Origin of the sequence: Aureimonas psammosilenae, assembly GCF_009176975.1 — a bacterium.
GTDB classification, from domain to species: Bacteria; Pseudomonadota; Alphaproteobacteria; order Rhizobiales; family Rhizobiaceae; genus Plantimonas; species Plantimonas psammosilenae.
On record NZ_WEZG01000015.1, the window covers coordinates 104934 to 121120 of the forward strand.

The following is a 16187-nucleotide window of genomic DNA, read 5'->3' on the forward strand; positions in this document are numbered from 1 at the left end:
CATGGGACACGCACGGACGACGGTCCTCGCCGCCGCGCTCGCTCTGCTCTCCGGATCCGCGCTCGCGGCCCAGAGCGTCGACGTCTACTCGACGCCGGGATGCGGCTGCTGCAGCGGCTGGATCGAGCACCTCCGGAAGGCGGGTTTCGAGGTGCCGAACCACGATCTCGGCGCCGCCGACCTGGAGGCGAAGAAGGAGCAGGCGGGCCTGAAGCCCGGCCAGACCTCGTGCCACACGGGCTTCGTCGGCGGCTACGTCGTCGAGGGGCACGTACCGGCGGCGGAGGTGAAGCGCCTCCTCGCCGAGCGGCCCGATGCGATCGGCCTCACCGTTCCCGACATGCCTGCGGGAAGCCCCGGCATGGGGACGAGCGACGAGCCCTACGAGGTGCTCCTCGTCGCACGCGACGGCACGTCCACGGTCTATGCGAGGTATCCGAAGTGAGAGTTCCGGTACTTGCTGCCGCCGTCGCCGCCTGCCTCTCCGGTCCCGCTGCGGCGCACGAATTCAAGGTCGGCGACCTGACGATCGACCATCCGTCGTCACGGCCGACGCCACCGGGCGCGAAGGTCGGGGTCGGGTACCTCACCATCCGCAACGACGGCGCCGAGGCGGATCGGCTCCTCGGCGGCTCGGCGACCGTCGCCGGACGCTTTGAGATCCACGCCTCCACCGCGCAGGACGGCGTGGCGCGCATGCGTCGCGCCGAGAATGGGATCGTGGTGGAACCGGGGGCAACGGTGAAGCTCGCCTCGGGCGGCACGCACGTCATGCTGCTCGACCTCAAGGAGCCGATCGTGAAGGGGAAGTCCTTCGACGGTACTCTCGTGTTCGAGCGCGCCGGGACCGTCCCCGTCCGCTTCTCGGTGGAGGGGTTCGGTGCCGCGGCAGCGGCCCCCTCCCACGAAGGGCATAAGCCGTGAGGCTCCGCACCTTGCGCTTGTGGCTCTGGGGCGCGGTCGCCGCGACCGCTGGCGTCCTCGTCGGTGCGGCCTGGACCCTACCGGGCGGCACTCCGGCACCCGCCGCTCAGACGCCGGTCGCCGTTCCGATCGGCGGCGAGTTCGCGTTGGTCGACGAGGACGGGAAGCCGAGGACGTGGTCCGGGTTCCGCGGCAAGCCCGTCGCCGTGTTCTTCGGCTTCACGCACTGTCCCGACATCTGCCCGACGACGCTCGGCGAGCTGTCGGTGCTGCTCGCGGACCTCGGCCCCCGTTCGGACGACCTCCAGGTCGTGCTCGTCAGCGGGGATCCGGAACGGGATACGCCGGAGGTCCTGAACGCCTACCTCCAGTCCTTCGACCCGCGGATCGTCGGGCTGACGGGCCCGGAAGCTGAGATCGAGCGGGCCTTCTCCACCTTCAAGGCCTACCGCAAGAAGGTGCCGACGGAGGACGGCGACTACACGATCGATCACTCCGCCGGGGTCTACCTCTACGACCGGAACGGCGGCTTCGTCGGGACGCTCGACATGCACGAGGACACGAAGGTCCGGCGGGAGAAGGTGGAACGCCTTCTTGCGGCCGATGCCTGAGCGTAGCGACGTCACCGTGATCCGGACCGGAAGGAGCGATATGACGAGAGCAGCGCCGATCGATCCCCCGCACGTCGAAGGGGAAGCGCGGACGGATGTGCTCCTCGCCGGGGCGTGGATCCTGGCCCTCACCTCCAGCCTCGGCGCCCTGTTCGTCGGGGAGGTCATGGGGCAGGCGCCCTGCGTCCTCTGCTGGTACCAGCGGATCTTCATGTTCCCGCTCGCGATCGTGCTCGGGATCGCCTGCTTCAGGGGCGACGCCGCGGCTCGCGTATACGCGTTGCCGCTCTCCGCCACGGGTCTCGCCTTCGCGGCATTCCACACGCTCCTCTGGTTCGGGATCGTGCCGGAGTCGATCGAGCCGTGCGGCCGGGGGCCGTCCTGCACCGAGGCGGACATGACGATCCTGGGCGGGATCCCGCTTCCCGTCCTCTCCCTCGCCGCCTTCGCTGGCATCGCGCTTCTTCTGGTTTTCGCACATAGGAGGATCCGTCCATGAACCGCAGGACGTTCGTCGTCTCGACGGTGGCCGTCGCCGCTGCCGTGTTCGCCGGAGGCGCCGCCGTGTTCCGGCGCGGCGCGACGGCACCGGAGCCCGCCACGGCGGGGGCCGACCACCTCGTCCGGGCGCATTCGCCGGTGGTCGGCAAGGCCGACGCGAAGGTGACGGTCGCGGAGTTCTTCGATCCGTCATGCGAAGCGTGCCGCGCCTTCCATCCGATCCTCGAACAGATCCTCGGTGCCCATCCGGAGGACGTGCGCCTCGTCCTTCGCTACGCGCCGCTCCACGACGGCTCCGACGAGGCGGTGAAGATCCTCGAGGCGTCCCGCCGTCAGGACAAGTTCGACGCGGTGCTCGACGCGCTGTTCGAGCGCCAGCCAGAATGGGCGGTGCACGGGGCGCCGAACCTGGCCAAGGCGTGGGAGATCGCCGGGACGACGGGGCTCGACCTCGAGCGCGCCCGGAAGGACGCGGCGACGCCCGAGGTCGAAGCGGTGCTCCGGCAGGACGTCGCCGACATGGACGCGGCGAAGGTGGACAAGACGCCGACCTTCTTCGTCAACGGCCGGGCGCCGGCGCAGTTCGGTCCGCAGCCGCTCTACGACATGATCGTCGCCGAGATCGCGAAGGGAAGCGGGACGACCTGACGTACGTGCGCCGGCAGTCCGGAGCGGGCCGGACGTTGGCCTCGGCTTGTCACTGTGCGCACTCTTTCCGGCGACGACCCGACGAGCGGGCGGCGCCGGTAGGCGGAGGGGACACCATCAGGAAAGCGATCGTCCTGGCGGCGACGATGTTCGCCGTGCATCCGGCGTGGGCAAAGTGCTTCAACGGTCGCGGGCGCACGGACGACTGCTCCGGGCATGAAGCCGAAGATGAGTGGGCGCAGGACGACGTCGACGTTTCGACGGAAACCTCCTCCAGCCTGAAACGAATTCCGAACGAACGTCAGCTGCTTCGCATCGTCATGGGAGGACGACGAGGGCTTCAATGCCGACGACGCTGGCACCGATGTGCCACCATGCAAAAATGGCGAACCGCAAGCGGTAGGAACGTTTTTCGCGAGAAATCACACATCATGACAGGCGGCCCGAAAATAGTGGAAGCGTGATCAGCAATCTTATCGGAATTATCAGATCAAATAACGCGTTCTAGGATTTGCGGCGCTCAGTCCCCTCGTCCATGAACCGCATTGCGAAGATCGCGACCGCACCACAGCTGATCAACACGTCGGCCAAGTTGAAAACGAACGGGTGCCAATCTCCGAAATGGAGATCGAGATAATCCGTCACCGCGCCGTTCACTGCACGGTCGAGGAAATTTGCGAGCGCGCCCGCGATGATGACCGAAAGCGCCAGACGCTCGCGACCACGCGGCATCCCGTAGGCCCATATGGCGAAGCCGAGCGTCAAAAGGCCGGTGAAGGCCAGCAGGGCAAGCCTTCCGCGGTCATGATCGAACGAAAGCAGGCTGAACGAGACCCCTTCGTTGAAGGTCAGGCGCAGCGATATGAAAGGCAGGAAATCGACCGCAGAACCATAAGGTTCGAGACTGGTGCGCGCCCACGCCTTGGCGGCTAGATCGAGTGCGGCACCGGCCGAAACGACGACGATGCACAAGCCCCCCTTCAAGAACGCCCCGCTTGCACGAGGTCTTGCCTCGCATCGCGGATGATCGACCGCGCCGATTGCAGGAACAGGCCTGCGACCGCGAACGCGACGATCAAATCCGGCCACGGGCTGTTCAGCCACCAGACGACGACCGCCGCCGCGAGAACGGCCAGATTGCCGATGGCGTCATTGCGCGAGAACAGCCACACGGCGCGCACGTTGGCATCGCCCTTGCGGTGAGGGATCAGCACCACGGCCGCGAGGATGTTGACGATGCAGGCGACGAAGGCAAAGCCGCCCATCAGCAGCGTTTGCGGCTCGTGCTCGACAAAGGAGCGATAGACCGTCGAGCCGATGACACCGAAGCCGAGCAGGGCCAGGAACACGCCTTGCAAAAGTGCAGCCTTGGCGCGGGCAGCAAGGCCCCAGCCCACGGCGATCAGCCCGAGGAAGGAAATCGCGCCGTCCCCGATGAAATCGAGCGCATCCGCTTGCAGGGCCTGCGATCCGGCAAGGAAGCTGCCGACAATTTCGATGACGCCATAGCCCGCATTGAGAAGGACGACGATCCAGAGAGCGCGCTTATAGGCGGGCGTCACATGCGACAGGTCGGGGATTTTGTCGTCGTCGTCCGCATCCTCGTTCGTCGCGCCGATCCGGTCGAGCTGATAGCCCAAGCCCGTCACCGCCTGTTCGACCACAGGCAGGCGCTTTCCCGGATCATCGACATCGAGCGTCATGATCTGCGAGGCGATGGACACTTTCACATCCGCCACGCCCTCGACCTTCCGGGCCGCGCCTTCGACCCTGGCCGCGCAGGACGAGCAGTCCATGCCGGTGACATGATAGCGGATGCCGGTGGCGGCGCTCATGCTGCAAGTCCTCGTGGTTCCATGGCTTTCATGCTAGAACCTGTAGTGACTACAGGAGCAAGGCGGAAATTGCAGATCGGCGACTTATCCCGCGCCACGGGCGTGAACATCGAGACGATCCGCTACTACGAGCGGGCCGGTGTTCTGCCGCCCCCTGCGCGCCGACCCAACGGGCGGCGAAGCTATGGCGCAGCCGATGCGCGCCGCCTCGGCTTCATACGTCATGCCCGTGAACTCGGCTTCGATCTGTCGAGCGTCCGCGTCTTGCTGGCCTTGCAAGAGCAGCCCGAGGCATCATGCGAGGATGCGAGCCGCATCGCGCAAAGCCAGCTTGAGGCGGTCGAGAGCCGCCTTGCGCGCTTACTGTCGCTGCGCGACGAGCTATCGCGCATGATCTCGGAATGCGGGCGCGGCAGGGTGTCGGAATGCCGCGTGATCGAGGCGCTTGCCACGAGCCAGACGCACTCCCGCGACGGCCGGCTCTGAGAGAGTTTTCGGCCGACCTCCCGATCGCATTCACGCTCCTGGGAAGCGCATGGTCTCGACAGGCTTGCCCCGATGCCCGGTCGACCGAGCCACGATCTTTCCCGGGCGCCTCGCAACTCCCACGATCGACAACGTGGCGTCGACGGCGAAGTCCCGTCGGATGGCGGATCAACCGTGGCTCCCGGCCGACACCTTCCGGACCATCGATACTGTTCCGTCGGCCAGCGCCACGTACTCGACCTGGTCCGGTTCGCACTCGGAAGGAGTTGATGTACCCTGGTCTCCAAGCGGTCCTGCCACTGCCTGCGCAGCCGACGTTCGCGTTGGAGATCGACCGGGTCCCGTCGATGACGGTGCCCTTATCCAATCCGGCCGAGAATTGGAAAGTTCGTAAGAAGCCAGAATGCGGCCCAATTCAACGTTCCCGTCATCATCGCTAAGCCCATCGCGACCATGACGAAGCCGGAGCCGATCTTGAGGATCCGACCAGCCGTCCGCATCTCCCTCATTGTCCCGAGCAGGCTCTGCGTGAACATGGCGGAAAGGAAGAACGGTATGCCGAGTCCGAGCGAGTAGAGCGCCAGGAGAATGACCCCGTCGGAGGCAGTCGCGGACACAGCGCCGACTGTCAGTATGGCGCCGAGGATCGGGCCGATGCACGGCGTCCATCCAAATGCAAAGGCCAGCCCGAGGAGGTAAGCTCCAAACGGTCCGTTGACTGCCAGGTTGCCATGAAAGCGGACATCGCGCTCCATCCAAGGCATCTGGACAAGGCCGGTCGTGGCAATCCCGAAGAAGAGCACCAACGAGCCACCGATGATGTTCGCCTCGAAAGACCAAGTCCGCAGGAACCGGCTGAGGACCGTCGCACCGGCACCGAGCGCCACGAATATCGTCGCAAACCCGAGAATGAAGCACAAGCTGAGGATCGCGGTGCGTAGTTTGCTGGCTGCGGCTGCACCCGTTCCCGAACTCCCGGCGACGAACGACACATAGCCAGGTATCAAAGGCAGAACGCACGGCGACAGGAATGATATCGCGCCGGCGGCCACGGCGCCTACGATGGATATGTTGGCGACGGTGAAGTCCATGCTCGTTCAGCCTTGCTCTTCGGACGACTTGTCCTGTCAACCTTCGCAGCGAGCGCTTTGTAAAGCGGCTCCGCCCCGGATTCAAATGGCTCGGCACCGACGAGAACCGTAAGGCACCGGAAGCGCCCGCATGCTGAAGATCTACGATATTCACGCGGGTCTCAGCTACGACTTGCGGCGGCACGGCGTGATCGCGAGCGCCAAGAAGCTCAGGCCGCTGTTTCTGCGGTTTTCGCCGGCATACCGAATGAACTGCAGCACGTCTGTTCATCAACCTTGCGTCGACGTCATGTGGTTCGTCTGAACACGAGCACCTCGGTGCCGATCTCCGGCGGAAGGACGAGTGCCTCCAGATCCGGACGTGGGGTCGCGACGAAGCCCGTCGGAGCGGCGTAGGCGTCGCGGGCGCCGGTGGCGAAGCCGTGCCGGCTGCCGATCACCAGGTAAGTCCGGACGGTCGGCGTCGCGAAGACGAACCGCTCGAAGTCGTTTCCGGGCGGCGGCCAACTGCAGAGGACGACCTCCGGCGCGACCTTCTCCAGCGCGGTCGCGGCATCCATCGCCAGCACCTCGGGCGGGTAGTCGATGGAGCCCTTCCAACTCCGGTCGTCGGTCGCGACGATGGCGACGTCCTTCAGCTTCAGGAACCGCGACAGGGTGCCGTCGCCGGCGGCGATCTCGAGGCACGACCTGCCGCGGCAGATCGAGGCGAGCGCATCGATCAGCTCCGCCGAGAGGAAGCAGTAGGTCCCGCCGGTCTGCATGCGCGTCAGGAACGCGCCCTTGCCACCGACGAGCGGCCACGTCCAGCGGAAGACGCGCAGAGGGACGGGCTTCTTGTTCCCGCGGGCATCGAAGAACAGGCCCTTCGCCAGCGCGTTCGAGATCCGGCGCGGCAGCCAGCTTCCGGATTCCGACTCGGCGGCCGAGACGGCATGCCGTTCCAGGGCGAGAACGGCCATCCGCCTTCTGACGAGACGCATCGCCTGCTCCCGCGACGACCTTCCTTTCCGGTCGGACCCTCGCACGCCGAGGCGTTCCAGACCCACGATCCGATCCAAGGCGGAGACCGAACGCTTCGACAAGGCGTCGGCGAGTTCACCCTCCAGCGCCCGCCACTCGTCGGGGAACCGACGCCGCATTGCGACGAGGTCCGGCTTGGACGTCAACCAGTCGACGATCTCGAGCGGCGAGGGGGCGTCGGCCGACTTCCTGGAACGGCCGGTCATGCCGCTTTCCCAGGCTGGCGCCCGCCGGTGCGGCGGGGCGGGACGGGAAGGGAGGGACGGACGAACGGCGGACGCACCGGTGCCGCGGCGCCGAGCGCGCACGGTCCGGCCGTTGGGCGGAACGGCATGATGATCTCCGGAAGCAAGGTCGACGTCGCGCCGCCGATGCGGCGGCTTCAGGCGGCGACGGAGACTTTCGGAGGTTCAGGAGACGGATGGAGGTCGACACCTCGACTCCAGCGAGTCGTTGGCGATGCATGACCCGCACCGCCGGCCGGCGGGGCAAGCAGGTATTCCGGCGGCGTGCCGAGCTTCTCGTGGACATGGCCGCCGTGATCGTGGCGGGCACCGGAGGCGGGACCGCGTCCCGCGTCGTCGTCGCCCACGTGACCGTAGTCGTCGAAGACGGCGGTACCGGAAGTCGCGGCGGCCGGCTCGGCCCATGCGATGGAGGCGACCGGAACGAGAGCGAGCAGGAGCACGAGCGCCAGCACGAAGCGGGCGAGGAACGGCCTTCCGGCTCTCCTCATCGACTGCGCGCCTTCAACGTGGGGTGCCCTTCGAGTGGTCTATCGTCCGTCGTCATCGTCGGCGGCCGACCCGTCGAGGTCAAGACGTCCCGGCCGAGCACGCGGTCATGTCGCAGCCTCGTGCGACGCGTCGGGATCCGGTTCAGCGTCCGGCGGAAAAGGGATCGGCGAGGGCCGCGTCCGGACGGCTCACCGGCACCGAGGTTCGGGAGGTCAGGCGCGACATCTCCTGCGGTCCGAGGCGCGAGAGCAGGTCCCTGAAGCGCGGGTTCATGCCGCCGTCCGAATAGGCGAAGGCAGTCGACGGGACCGACGTCCTCGCCGTCTCGCGCTCGGCGACGAGGTCGGCCTTCCGGCGCTCCGAGACTTCGGGCGCCACCTCGGCGACGAGCGTCGGACAGGCGGCCCGCGGGTCCATCGACGCCACGCCGTCCTTGCGTCGCGAGTCGAAGACGTAGCGGCCGGCGCAGGCGGAGACTTCGGGCTCCTTCCGGGTCACCTCGAAGATGTCGTAGCCGGACTTCAGGTTCCGCCAGAAGGAGATGTTCGGGTCGGAGGCATGCTTGGCCATCTGCTGCGGCGTCATACGGAACGGGAAGGCCTGCACCTGGAAGTCGCTCTGGCCGAGGGCGAACGCCTTCTCGGCCGCCGCGTAGATCTCGGAGACGCCGTCGTCGGTCATCGCGTAGCAGCCCGACGAGGAACAGGCGCCGTGCACCATCAGGGCGTCGCCGGACCATCCGAGCGACTTCTCGAGCGGGTTCGGGAAGCCGAGGTTGAAGGAGCGGTGGTACTTCGAGTTCGGGTTCATTAGACCCGCCGTCACCTGGTAGAAGCCCTCGGGCGCCTGCCGGTCGCCCGTCGCCTTCTTCGGTCCAAGCTTGCCGGACCAACGGCACATCGGGAAGCTCTTCACGAGCGCGTATCGCCCATCGCTTCCCGACCTCCAGAGTTCCAGCTCGCTCTCCTCCTTGAAGATGCGCACGAGGATGGACCCTTCGGGACGGACCTTGTCGGCCTTGACGGTATAGGCCGCCTTCGCCGTCTCGAAGACGTCCTCCGTCGCGGAAACGCATCCGCCGAGACAGGCGAGAAGCACGAGCGCGACGGACATCCAGCGGATTGAAGGACGAGCTGTCCGCACGATCATCCAGGGAACCATTCGACTACGACGTTGCACTGCCGGTGTGCCACGCCCGCCTTGCCCCGGCCAGACCGCAGCGCGACCCCGCCGGCCGAGGAGCGTGAACATCCGATCGCGTAGCGGATCCACCGGGCAGATTTTATGACGCAACTGAAGACCACGCGGCACACGTGCTCCACTCCTGGATCCTGCGAGCGGACGTTTCGCGGGATCGACAGCCGCCCGTGCGGGTCGTTCGACCCAACCGCTCGGAGGACCGGGGTGTCTCGGCTTCAGGTGCTCGGGCCGACGGCGAGCCAGACGGCCAAGTAGTGGACGAAAGCCGCCGCCAGGACGAAACCGTGCCAGATCGCGTTCTGGAAGCGGAGGCGCTCCCAGACGTGGAAGATCACGCCCAGGGAGTAGATCACGCCGCCGGCGCCGACGAGCAGGAGCACCTGCCTGGACAGGACGTCTACGAGCCTGTCGAGGATCGCGACGCCGCTCCAGCCGAGGGCCAGGTAGAGGGCGATCGACAGACGGTCCAGCCGACCTGGCAGGACGACCTTCAGCACGAGGCCGAGAAGCGCGGTGCACCAGACCAGCACCGGCAGCCACCAGGTGCCCGCCTTGACGACGAATGGCGTGTAGGTCCCGGCGATCAGAAGGTAGATCGCCGAATGGTCGATCCGACGCAGGATCCACTTCGTCGGGCCGACGGGCCACATATTGTAGATAGCGGACGCGCCGAGGGCGAACACGAGCGTCGCCAGGTAGATGCCGGAGGCGACGAGATCATGGGGTTCGGCATCGCAGCGCGTCATGGCGAACATCGCGGTCCCCGCCAAGGCGAGGAGGATCCCGAGGGCGTGCACCACCCCGTCCGCCCGCCGCTCGCCCGCGGTATAGCGCCAAGGGATCTCCCCGGAACCGGTCGCCAGATGCGCCCTTGATGTGGTTCTCTCCAAGCCGTCGCCTTCTCGGTTCCGCCTGCCGACGCCACGGGGACCTCCGGCCTTCTTTCGGCGCTGCGGCCCGTCGAGCGGCGGCTTTCGCCGACGGCTCGTTCGTGCATCGGTCCACGCCCTCGAGCACGTGGTACACCACAGGATCAGTCCGCTCCGAAGATCTGGCCACGGTGGGAGATCGGGGCAACCCTGCGACGCTGTACCCGCGAAGTCATCGGTCCGATCGTCACATGGGATCGGACGCCCGTGCGGCATGCGCGATGCCCCCGGCCGCGACGACACGACGTCTTGCCTCCAGGGTGGACCTGGATGGCATGGAGGCGGTCCGCAGCCTGTCCGATGCGGTCGCGATCTCTGGAGTCCGCCTGTCGGTCGCACGCGGATGTCGGTACGTGTCCTTGCACCGACGCCGCGAGGAAGCCGCGCATTGGTGGCTTCGCAGCAAGAAGGAAGTCGAACATGCGCTCCGTCTACCGCGCTTTCTTCGGCGCGATCTACGCCGTCCTCGGCGCGATGCTCGGCGTCACCATCGCCTTTCTGGCCGTCAAGTTCGTCCACTTGACCGGCTTCGAGCCCGGCGCGGCCGTCGAGGTGCCGGCGGTCGCGGGCGTCGCCACGGCGACCGCCCTCACGGGCTTCTTCGGCTTCTTGAGGTACCGCTGAGAGGTCGAGCCGCGTCCGTCGGCGTCTGACCGGCCGTCACCATCGCCGAACAGGCAGATGCAATTGGCGTGCATCCGCCTCGACCGAGTCATCAATCCGTCGACTTCGCCGACCATCCGGGCCTTCCGAGTCGTTGCCGGCTCGCGAAACCCGACGGAAGGAGCTGCGGATGCGCCACTCGATATCACCCCTCGTGATCGGCCTCGCGGTCGTCGTGCTCTGGGCGGCACCGCCGGCACTCGCCTCGAGCGACGACGCGTGGGCCGAGTTCGACTCTCGCGTGACGAAGGCCTGCATCCAGGCGAGCGGCATCCGCAACCCGCGCCCTTCGACGATCGTCGGCTTCGACGACCGTGTCGGGATGGTGGCGATGCTCGTATCCGACCGTAAGCGCGGTTCGACCCTGTCGAAGCTGTGCCTCTACGACAAGAAGACGAGGAAAGCCTTCGTCGACGATGCCGAGACTTGGTCGGCTCCTCCACAGGTTCGCTGAAACCGGTCGCGGGAAGCTTCTGGAGATCTTGCGTAAGCTTCGTCTGCCTGGGTCCGGATGTAGGCCCAGGTGGGGAAGCTCGTGGGAGGCTTGCGTCGATCGCCGCGAGATTGATCTTTTAATCAATACCGTCCATGATGGGGCGTGGGATTGATGGATTGATCAATGTCTGGGTTGCAAGCTGTACTTGATGAAGTCAGGTCGGAGGCTCGTCGACAAGGCTGGTCGGACGCCGAATTGGCTCGTCGCGCCGGTATCACGCCCGAGGCGCTGTCGCGGATGCGCAGTACCGGCGGCGCCCGGTTCGACACCGTCGAGCGCCTTGCCGCCGTAGTGGGGCAAAAGCTGAAGCTCGCACCGCTCGACGACTATCTAGATGCCCTGCTGGAGGGCGGGCTGCTGGGCGAGATCGACCGATGAGCGACAGGAGTGCCGTCGTCTGGACCAGAGCATCGGGAACGCCTCGTCGTCTCGGTCTGCTCGTGAAGGCCGGTGAGCGGGTGCGCTTCACCTACGACCCCGAGGCCGGCGATCTTCCAGGCATCACCGTGGTGCACGACACGACGAAGACGCGGAACCGCACGATCGAGTACATGTCGACCGAGGCCAACCCGCTACCGCCGATGTTCCAGTCGCTGGTACCGCCACGGCACGAGCAGAACCTTCAGCGCCGCATCCTCATGCACCTCATCGGACGTTCGGGGGGGCGGGTCGACGCGGGCGCCGACCTGGACTGGCAGATGCTGGTCATGGCCGGCCGGAACGGCATCGGTCATCTCGACGTCTTCGCCAGCGACGAGGCCGCACTCGCCTACTACGACCGACCGACGCAGAGCTTCACGCTCGACGAGATCGCCGACGGTCCGCTCTGGCACCTGGTTTCGGACGCGACGTCGCCGACGGCCGACGCCGTTTCCATCGAGGAGGTCGTCGAGACGATCCGGTCGCATCCCACGGTCGGCGGCATGATGCCGAAGCTGCTGGTGAACCTACGCCGGTCGGACGGTACGACGGTCGACGCGCTGGTGAAGATCGGAACGCCCGACTTTCCTCACGTGCTCGCTCTGGAGAACCTCGCCTACGAGATCCACGACAGGATCGGCGTGCACCGTCCATTCAAGCGGTACCAACGGACGGAGGACGGAGTGGAGGTCCTGGCGACCGAACGCTTCGACAGGTCCGAGGGGCGTCCGTTGCCGCTGGAGAGCGTCTTCACGGCCCTCTACGCCGCATCCGCCGGCAAGATCCAGAGCCGCTGGTCCGAGGAGGGTCTCAGGCCGTCGCTGGAGACCGTCGCGACGGCGTTGACGACGCCGATGACGGGCATGTCGTCCTTCCCGGGCCGCGACTGTCGCGAGTTGTTCCGGCGGACGGTGATGGGTCTCCTGACCGGCAACGGGGACAACCACCTGGAGAACCACTCCATCCTCGGCGAGCGGAGGAAGGCGGGGCTTTCGCCGCTCTACGATCCGGCACCGATGCGCGGATACCATCGGCATCAGATGGTGTCGTCCGTCTCCTTCGGCGGGGTCGCCTTCCGCCAAGGGGCCGTTCCCGCCGACCTGGGCGAGGCGGTCCTGCGCTTCGGTGAGGCCTGCGGCCTGCAGGGGCGCGTCGTGCGGCAGGAGATGGCACGCTGCCTGGAGGCGACGGCCGACTTCGCCGATCTCGCCAAGGATGTCGCTCCGGGTCCGGTCGGCGCCGCCCTGGCCGGCAGGCTCGAAGGGGTGCGTTACCGGGTCGAGCGGGCGTCGTTGGCCAACGTCCCGCGTCCAGCCGTCTCTGGAGCCATTCCCGACGGCCTTCGAGAAGAGCCGGTCGATGAAATGGAAGTCGAGGGAGTCACGGTGGAGACCGCGGATGACCGGCGCGTCACGCCCAGTTGGGGGTGAACTCGTCGCCCTCCCACATGTCCTGCGGGATGCGGAAGGGCGCCCGAAAACCGATCGAGCGCCGGCTGCGATCGGCGGCTGGTTGATCGCCGGACGCGCGATAGACGCCGTTGCGAAATGCCGCATGAGGTCGTTCATGTCCGTTCTCGGCTTCGCCCGTGCGCAGCAAGGGCTCCGGACGTCCTGCGACCCCATGGCGGCTCCGGTCGATACGGGCGACGTTCCCATCCAATGGAGAGCCGAGGGACGTGCCTCCGCCCCGCGTATGGCAAGCCTGCCTTGACTGGCTGGATTGCCTCCACGTGAGTGCGGTTCGGCACTGCGGACCGGTGGGTGGGGAGATCCAAGCGCGACGTGCAGGCCCCGCACGCGGCATCAACGCCGCTTCTTCGGATCTTCCGCCGCCCGCTTCCTCTCGCCGACGTCGCACGCCGGCCGGAAACTGACATAGAGGTTGTCGTCGATCGGGGCGGTCAGGAAGTCGCGCTCGCGTCCGGCCGTCGTCTCCCGGTCGTCATGAAGGGTCCGCGGGGCGCGCACGACCAGAGAGGTGCGCGTCGCGTAGCAGGTCGGGTCGTTCTTGATCCTGCCCATCAGTAGGAACCCAGCACTTTCTGCACCTCCTTCTCGGAGATGTTCGCACGGCATTCGTCTCGAACACGTGTCCGTCGCCCCCCGTTCACCGTCTTGGTTAACTCGCAACTGCGGTCCGGGTTGAGGACGAAGGAATATTCCGTTCCGTTTTCGTTCTTCGTCCAGGTGGTATTATCAGGAGTCCGCGTCATGCGCCAGTCGAACGTCAGGTCGTCGATACCCGACAAGGCGTTCGCGACCGCCAACGCCGAAGGGTAGCGCTGGGCCGGGTCGACCTGGAGGCACTTCCGGACGATGTTCCGGAGCTTCGAGGGAATGTGGGCCGGAAAGGTGCTCCTGTCGGGAAAGCGTCCATTCCGCACGTCGAAGCGGAATCCGTCGCGGTCCGTGATCCCCCGCCCGTATTTCGCGAGCTGCTCGTAGAAGGCGCCGTTGCCGACGCACATCCGATAGAGCGTCAGTCCGATCTGGTAGACGTCGAAGGTGACGTCGAACTCCGCGTTCCTCATGGCCTCCGGCGGGATCATCGGCGTGTAGTGCCGGTCCTGCTCCGCGACCCCGACGAAGTTCATCCTCTTCGCCTGGCCGAAGTCGGAGAGGAGAGCCTCGCCTCGGAGGGAAAGGAGGATGTTGTCGGGTTTGACGTCGAAGTGGACCAGACGCTTGGAATGGATGTTGTGCAGGCCGCTGAGCGTCTGGCATCCGACGGCCACGATCTCCCGCACGGTCATGAACCGTCCGTTCGAGATGAGATCCTTCACCGAACCCCGCTCGTAGTACGGCATCGCCACGTAGACGTGGCCGGCATCCTGGCAGGCGTAGTGGATCTGGACCACGTTCGGATGCGCGCTGGCGTAGAGAGCCTTCGATTCCGCGAAGAACTCGTCGGGATCGCCCAGCTTCGCCTTCGCGATCTGCTTCGTCACGATCTCGGCGTCGAGCTGGTGGTCGCGCGAGAGCCAGGTGCGGGAGTTGCGCCCGTGCTGGCCGATCTCCCGGATGAAGTCGAAGGCGACCTCGGCCTTGTTGTAGGGCTTAAGCATTCGCGGCACCGATCGCGCAAAGAACCGCTTCCCGGCCCTCCTTCTTCATGTCTTCCCAGCCGTCGACGTCGTAGCCCTCCCGTCCTTCCACCAGGGGTTTGAACCTCTTTCGGTCGATGCCGACCTTGGACGAGATGGAGGAGATCTGCCCTACGTAGTAGGCCGTCAGCCTGCTGCTCGCGAAGGCCTCCTGGATGACGCCCTCGATCTGGATCCTCGGGATGTTCAGGGACTGCGCCGAGGGTTCCGTCACCCTGACCCCGGCCTTCTCGACGCCGTACTCCCGCAGCACGTCGAGGAGGTTGCTGCGGAGGTACTTCAGGGCGTCGGGGGTCTGGAAGGCCGCAGGGATCTTGATCTCCTCTACGTTGATCACCGTTTCCGTGTCGGTGTCGTAGACGGCGAACGTCACCTCTCGAGGTGCGGCACGAATTCCGATGGTGATCATGCGACGGTGGAGGCTCGTTCAGGATTCTGGCTGCAACCAGAGTGCACGACGCCGTCCGATGTTGCGAGATGAATCGCGCGGACGGTGCTCGAACTTGCGTCGGTGGGAACGGCGAGGTCCGCCTGGCGATCTCCACTCACGGAGGTTCGTCGTCCGATGGACTGCCGTCACGCGTTCCCCAGTTCGACGGCAGTGTCGGCACTCTGAGCGCTTCCGTGATTCCACCGTGTTCTCGTCCTCCTCGGGCAACGCGTCCCGCGATCTCGATCTCTCGTCGGCAGGCACGGAACGAAGGTGGCTCCCGGCGCTTCGGGGCGGACGTCCGACCGGAAAACTCTGCGCGAGGCGAGCATGGTCGGCGCGAAGGAAAGGCTTTCGCCGAAGATGATGACGGTGCTTACCTTGGTCGTCGTCCCAAGGGTGCTCGGTCTCGTGAGAAGGGGGAGCCCGTCGCAAGCGCGCCAGCGGCTGCGGGACCCAGCGAGGGCGCCACCAGGTGGGGTCGAAGCCGCGTGACCGCGCCACACGACTGTCGGTTCCGGAATGCGGAAGCCGCCGCTCCGCCCGGGAAGCCGGGACGGATCTGCTCAGGCCGCCCGAGGCGCAAGGAGAATGATCCCGGCACCGAGTAGGCAGACCACCGCGCCAAGCACGTCCCAACGGTCGGGACGGACACCCTCCGCGAGCCAGAGCCAAAGGATCGACGAGACGATGTAGACGCCGCCGTAGGCCGCGTAGGCCCGCCCGGCCGCCTCCGTCTCGACGAGCGTGAGGAGCCAGGCGAAAGCCGCGAGGGAAAGCATGCCCGGCATCAGCCAGAGCGGCGAGCGATCGAGACGAAGCCAAGCCCAGAAGGCGAAGCATCCGGCGATTTCGGCGAGGGCGGCGACAGCGTAGACGACGGGCGTCATGTGGATCCGTTCCTGATGTCGGGCTCGGCGGAACGCGACGGATGCCCTCGGCGGAGGAGGGAGACCAGGCAGACCGAAGCTGCGGCGAGTGCGGTCAGGACGTACAGCGTCGCTGCGACCCCGGCGTACGCGATGATCGCTGCGCCTGCGGTCGGCGCCAAGGCCTGGGCGACCTGGGCCGGACGCGCGAGCCGCCC

Annotated in this window: 23 protein-coding genes and 1 pseudogene; 11 read left to right on the forward strand and 13 right to left on the reverse strand. The window is 66.5% G+C overall.

The genetic code is table 11. The features are described from left to right. Nucleotide 1 precedes the first annotated feature (1 nt). The 5 genes from F9929_RS21035 to F9929_RS21055 are packed head-to-tail and all read left to right on the forward strand — an operon-like array spanning nucleotide 2 to nucleotide 2684. Nucleotides 2–445 carry a DUF411 domain-containing protein gene (locus tag F9929_RS21035; protein ID WP_152048517.1) on the forward strand — a complete coding sequence of 148 codons (444 nt, stop codon included), beginning with the start codon at nucleotides 2–4 and terminating at the stop codon, nucleotides 443–445. Further along, nucleotides 442–924 carry a copper chaperone PCu(A)C gene (locus F9929_RS21040; RefSeq protein ID WP_152048518.1) on the forward strand — a complete coding sequence of 161 codons (483 nt, stop codon included), beginning with the start codon at nucleotides 442–444 and terminating at the stop codon, nucleotides 922–924. The genes F9929_RS21035 and F9929_RS21040 overlap by 4 nt, the downstream gene beginning before the upstream one ends. Next, the gene (locus tag F9929_RS21045) at nucleotides 921–1535 is read left to right on the forward strand and encodes an SCO family protein (protein WP_152048519.1); all 615 of its coding nucleotides are present in this window, start codon (nucleotides 921–923) and stop codon (nucleotides 1533–1535) included. The genes F9929_RS21040 and F9929_RS21045 overlap by 4 nt, the downstream gene beginning before the upstream one ends. 40 nt (nucleotides 1536–1575) lie before the next feature. Then, nucleotides 1576–2034, forward strand: a complete 459-nt coding sequence (locus tag F9929_RS21050) for a disulfide bond formation protein B (RefSeq protein WP_152048520.1) — start codon at nucleotides 1576–1578, stop codon at nucleotides 2032–2034. Next, the gene (locus F9929_RS21055) at nucleotides 2031–2684 is read left to right on the forward strand and encodes a DsbA family protein (protein WP_152048521.1); all 654 of its coding nucleotides are present in this window, start codon (nucleotides 2031–2033) and stop codon (nucleotides 2682–2684) included. Before F9929_RS21050 ends, F9929_RS21055 begins: the two co-directional genes overlap by 4 nt. 504 nt (nucleotides 2685–3188) lie before the next feature. Here the strand turns inward: F9929_RS21055 and lspA are convergent. Together lspA and F9929_RS21065 are read right to left on the reverse strand one after the other, a co-directional pair. Beyond that, entirely contained in the window at nucleotides 3189–3656 is a 468-nt protein-coding gene (gene lspA / locus F9929_RS21060; RefSeq protein ID WP_235919485.1) for a signal peptidase II, read from the reverse strand. Nucleotides 3657–3664: 8 nt separating this feature from the next. Continuing rightward, on the reverse strand, nucleotides 3665–4519 hold the full coding sequence (locus tag F9929_RS21065; protein WP_235919486.1) for a cation transporter: 855 nt from the start codon (nucleotides 4517–4519) through the stop codon (nucleotides 3665–3667). Nucleotides 4520–4588: 69 nt separating this feature from the next. On the opposite strand from F9929_RS21065, the gene F9929_RS21070 reads away from it, so the two are divergent. Beyond that, entirely contained in the window at nucleotides 4589–5005 is a 417-nt protein-coding gene (locus F9929_RS21070; protein WP_235919487.1) for a MerR family transcriptional regulator, read from the forward strand. A 359-nt stretch (nucleotides 5006–5364) separates the two neighbouring features. Here F9929_RS21070 and F9929_RS21075 read toward each other — a convergent pair whose 3' ends face one another. After that, nucleotides 5365–6096, reverse strand: coding sequence for a cytochrome c biogenesis CcdA family protein (locus tag F9929_RS21075; protein ID WP_152048524.1), 732 nt, complete (start codon nucleotides 6094–6096; stop codon nucleotides 5365–5367). A 130-nt stretch (nucleotides 6097–6226) separates the two neighbouring features. Between F9929_RS21075 and F9929_RS24175 the strand changes: the two genes are divergently transcribed. Further along, entirely contained in the window at nucleotides 6227–6400 is a 174-nt protein-coding gene (locus F9929_RS24175) for a hypothetical protein (protein ID WP_193227858.1), read from the forward strand. Here F9929_RS24175 and F9929_RS21080 read toward each other — a convergent pair. The 4 genes from F9929_RS21080 to trhA all read right to left on the reverse strand — a co-directional run bounded on the left by F9929_RS21080 (nucleotide 6384) and on the right by trhA (nucleotide 9946). After that, on the reverse strand, nucleotides 6384–7325 hold the full coding sequence (locus tag F9929_RS21080; RefSeq protein ID WP_152048525.1) for a hypothetical protein: 942 nt from the start codon (nucleotides 7323–7325) through the stop codon (nucleotides 6384–6386). The genes F9929_RS24175 and F9929_RS21080 overlap by 17 nt on opposite strands. Nucleotides 7326–7501: 176 nt before the next feature. Beyond that, entirely contained in the window at nucleotides 7502–7855 is a 354-nt protein-coding gene (locus F9929_RS21085) for a hypothetical protein (RefSeq protein WP_152048526.1), read from the reverse strand. Nucleotides 7856–7997: 142 nt separating this feature from the next. Next, nucleotides 7998–8969, reverse strand: a complete 972-nt coding sequence (locus tag F9929_RS21090; RefSeq protein WP_152048527.1) for a L,D-transpeptidase family protein — start codon at nucleotides 8967–8969, stop codon at nucleotides 7998–8000. Nucleotides 8970–9271: 302 nt separating this feature from the next. Next, nucleotides 9272–9946, reverse strand: a complete 675-nt coding sequence (gene trhA, locus F9929_RS24570; RefSeq protein ID WP_456236798.1) for a PAQR family membrane homeostasis protein TrhA — start codon at nucleotides 9944–9946, stop codon at nucleotides 9272–9274. Nucleotides 9947–10405: 459 nt separating this feature from the next. Here trhA and F9929_RS21100 point away from each other — a divergent pair, with 459 nt between their 5' ends. From F9929_RS21100 to F9929_RS21115, 4 genes are all read left to right on the forward strand, one after another. Continuing rightward, a complete protein-coding gene (locus F9929_RS21100) occupies nucleotides 10406–10609 on the forward strand; it encodes a hypothetical protein (protein ID WP_152048528.1) in 204 nt (67 codons plus the stop codon). 169 nt (nucleotides 10610–10778) lie between these two features. Then, complete coding sequence (locus F9929_RS21105; protein ID WP_152048529.1) at nucleotides 10779–11102, forward strand: hypothetical protein; 324 nt, start codon at nucleotides 10779–10781, stop codon at nucleotides 11100–11102. A 237-nt stretch (nucleotides 11103–11339) separates the two neighbouring features. Next, on the forward strand, nucleotides 11340–11522 hold the full coding sequence (locus tag F9929_RS21110; protein WP_152048530.1) for a hypothetical protein: 183 nt from the start codon (nucleotides 11340–11342) through the stop codon (nucleotides 11520–11522). After that, the gene (locus tag F9929_RS21115; protein WP_152048531.1) at nucleotides 11519–12994 is read left to right on the forward strand and encodes a type II toxin-antitoxin system HipA family toxin; all 1476 of its coding nucleotides are present in this window, start codon (nucleotides 11519–11521) and stop codon (nucleotides 12992–12994) included. Before F9929_RS21110 ends, F9929_RS21115 begins: the two co-directional genes overlap by 4 nt. Here the strand turns inward: F9929_RS21115 and F9929_RS21120 are convergent. The 6 genes and pseudogenes from F9929_RS21120 to F9929_RS24335 form a co-directional block, all read right to left on the reverse strand. After that, nucleotides 12975–13163 carry a hypothetical protein gene (locus tag F9929_RS21120; RefSeq protein WP_152048532.1) on the reverse strand — a complete coding sequence of 63 codons (189 nt, stop codon included), beginning with the start codon at nucleotides 13161–13163 and terminating at the stop codon, nucleotides 12975–12977. The genes F9929_RS21115 and F9929_RS21120 overlap by 20 nt on opposite strands. Before the next feature lie 206 nt (nucleotides 13164–13369). Then, a complete protein-coding gene (locus F9929_RS21125; RefSeq protein WP_152048533.1) occupies nucleotides 13370–13588 on the reverse strand; it encodes a hypothetical protein in 219 nt (72 codons plus the stop codon). Then, nucleotides 13588–14631 carry a serine/threonine-protein kinase gene (locus F9929_RS21130; RefSeq protein ID WP_152048534.1) on the reverse strand — a complete coding sequence of 348 codons (1044 nt, stop codon included), beginning with the start codon at nucleotides 14629–14631 and terminating at the stop codon, nucleotides 13588–13590. Before F9929_RS21130 ends, F9929_RS21125 begins: the two co-directional genes overlap by 1 nt. Then, the gene (locus F9929_RS21135; protein WP_152048535.1) at nucleotides 14624–15079 is read right to left on the reverse strand and encodes a hypothetical protein; all 456 of its coding nucleotides are present in this window, start codon (nucleotides 15077–15079) and stop codon (nucleotides 14624–14626) included. Before F9929_RS21135 ends, F9929_RS21130 begins: the two co-directional genes overlap by 8 nt. A 587-nt stretch (nucleotides 15080–15666) precedes the next feature. Continuing rightward, a complete protein-coding gene (locus tag F9929_RS21140) occupies nucleotides 15667–15990 on the reverse strand; it encodes a YnfA family protein (protein WP_152048536.1) in 324 nt (107 codons plus the stop codon). Further along, a pseudogene (locus F9929_RS24335) lies at nucleotides 15987–16187 on the reverse strand (MFS transporter); the annotation flags it as partial. The pseudogene F9929_RS24335 and the gene F9929_RS21140, both read right to left, overlap by 4 nt.

What these genes read in the sequence shown, in the direction of transcription:
- F9929_RS21100 (WP_152048528.1), top strand. Translation starts at nt 10,406, where the DNA reads ATGCGCTCCGTCTACCGCGCTTTCTTCGGCGCGATCTACGCCGTCCTC.
- F9929_RS21125 (WP_152048533.1), bottom strand. Translation starts at nt 13,588, where the DNA reads ATGGGCAGGATCAAGAACGACCCGACCTGCTACGCGACGCGCACCTCT.
- F9929_RS24175 (WP_193227858.1), top strand. Translation starts at nt 6,227, where the DNA reads ATGCTGAAGATCTACGATATTCACGCGGGTCTCAGCTACGACTTGCGG.
- F9929_RS21035 (WP_152048517.1), top strand. Translation starts at nt 2, where the DNA reads ATGGGACACGCACGGACGACGGTCCTCGCCGCCGCGCTCGCTCTGCTC.
- F9929_RS21090 (WP_152048527.1), bottom strand. Translation starts at nt 8,969, where the DNA reads ATGTCCGTCGCGCTCGTGCTTCTCGCCTGTCTCGGCGGATGCGTTTCC.
- F9929_RS21115 (WP_152048531.1), top strand. Translation starts at nt 11,519, where the DNA reads ATGAGCGACAGGAGTGCCGTCGTCTGGACCAGAGCATCGGGAACGCCT.
- F9929_RS21050 (WP_152048520.1), top strand. Translation starts at nt 1,576, where the DNA reads ATGACGAGAGCAGCGCCGATCGATCCCCCGCACGTCGAAGGGGAAGCG.
- F9929_RS21055 (WP_152048521.1), top strand. Translation starts at nt 2,031, where the DNA reads ATGAACCGCAGGACGTTCGTCGTCTCGACGGTGGCCGTCGCCGCTGCC.
- F9929_RS21085 (WP_152048526.1), bottom strand. Translation starts at nt 7,855, where the DNA reads ATGAGGAGAGCCGGAAGGCCGTTCCTCGCCCGCTTCGTGCTGGCGCTC.
- F9929_RS21140 (WP_152048536.1), bottom strand. Translation starts at nt 15,990, where the DNA reads ATGACGCCCGTCGTCTACGCTGTCGCCGCCCTCGCCGAAATCGCCGGA.
- F9929_RS21135 (WP_152048535.1), bottom strand. Translation starts at nt 15,079, where the DNA reads ATGATCACCATCGGAATTCGTGCCGCACCTCGAGAGGTGACGTTCGCC.
- F9929_RS21105 (WP_152048529.1), top strand. Translation starts at nt 10,779, where the DNA reads ATGCGCCACTCGATATCACCCCTCGTGATCGGCCTCGCGGTCGTCGTG.
- F9929_RS21075 (WP_152048524.1), bottom strand. Translation starts at nt 6,096, where the DNA reads ATGGACTTCACCGTCGCCAACATATCCATCGTAGGCGCCGTGGCCGCC.
- F9929_RS21130 (WP_152048534.1), bottom strand. Translation starts at nt 14,631, where the DNA reads ATGCTTAAGCCCTACAACAAGGCCGAGGTCGCCTTCGACTTCATCCGG.
- F9929_RS21065 (WP_235919486.1), bottom strand. Translation starts at nt 4,519, where the DNA reads ATGAGCGCCGCCACCGGCATCCGCTATCATGTCACCGGCATGGACTGC.
- F9929_RS21080 (WP_152048525.1), bottom strand. Translation starts at nt 7,325, where the DNA reads ATGACCGGCCGTTCCAGGAAGTCGGCCGACGCCCCCTCGCCGCTCGAG.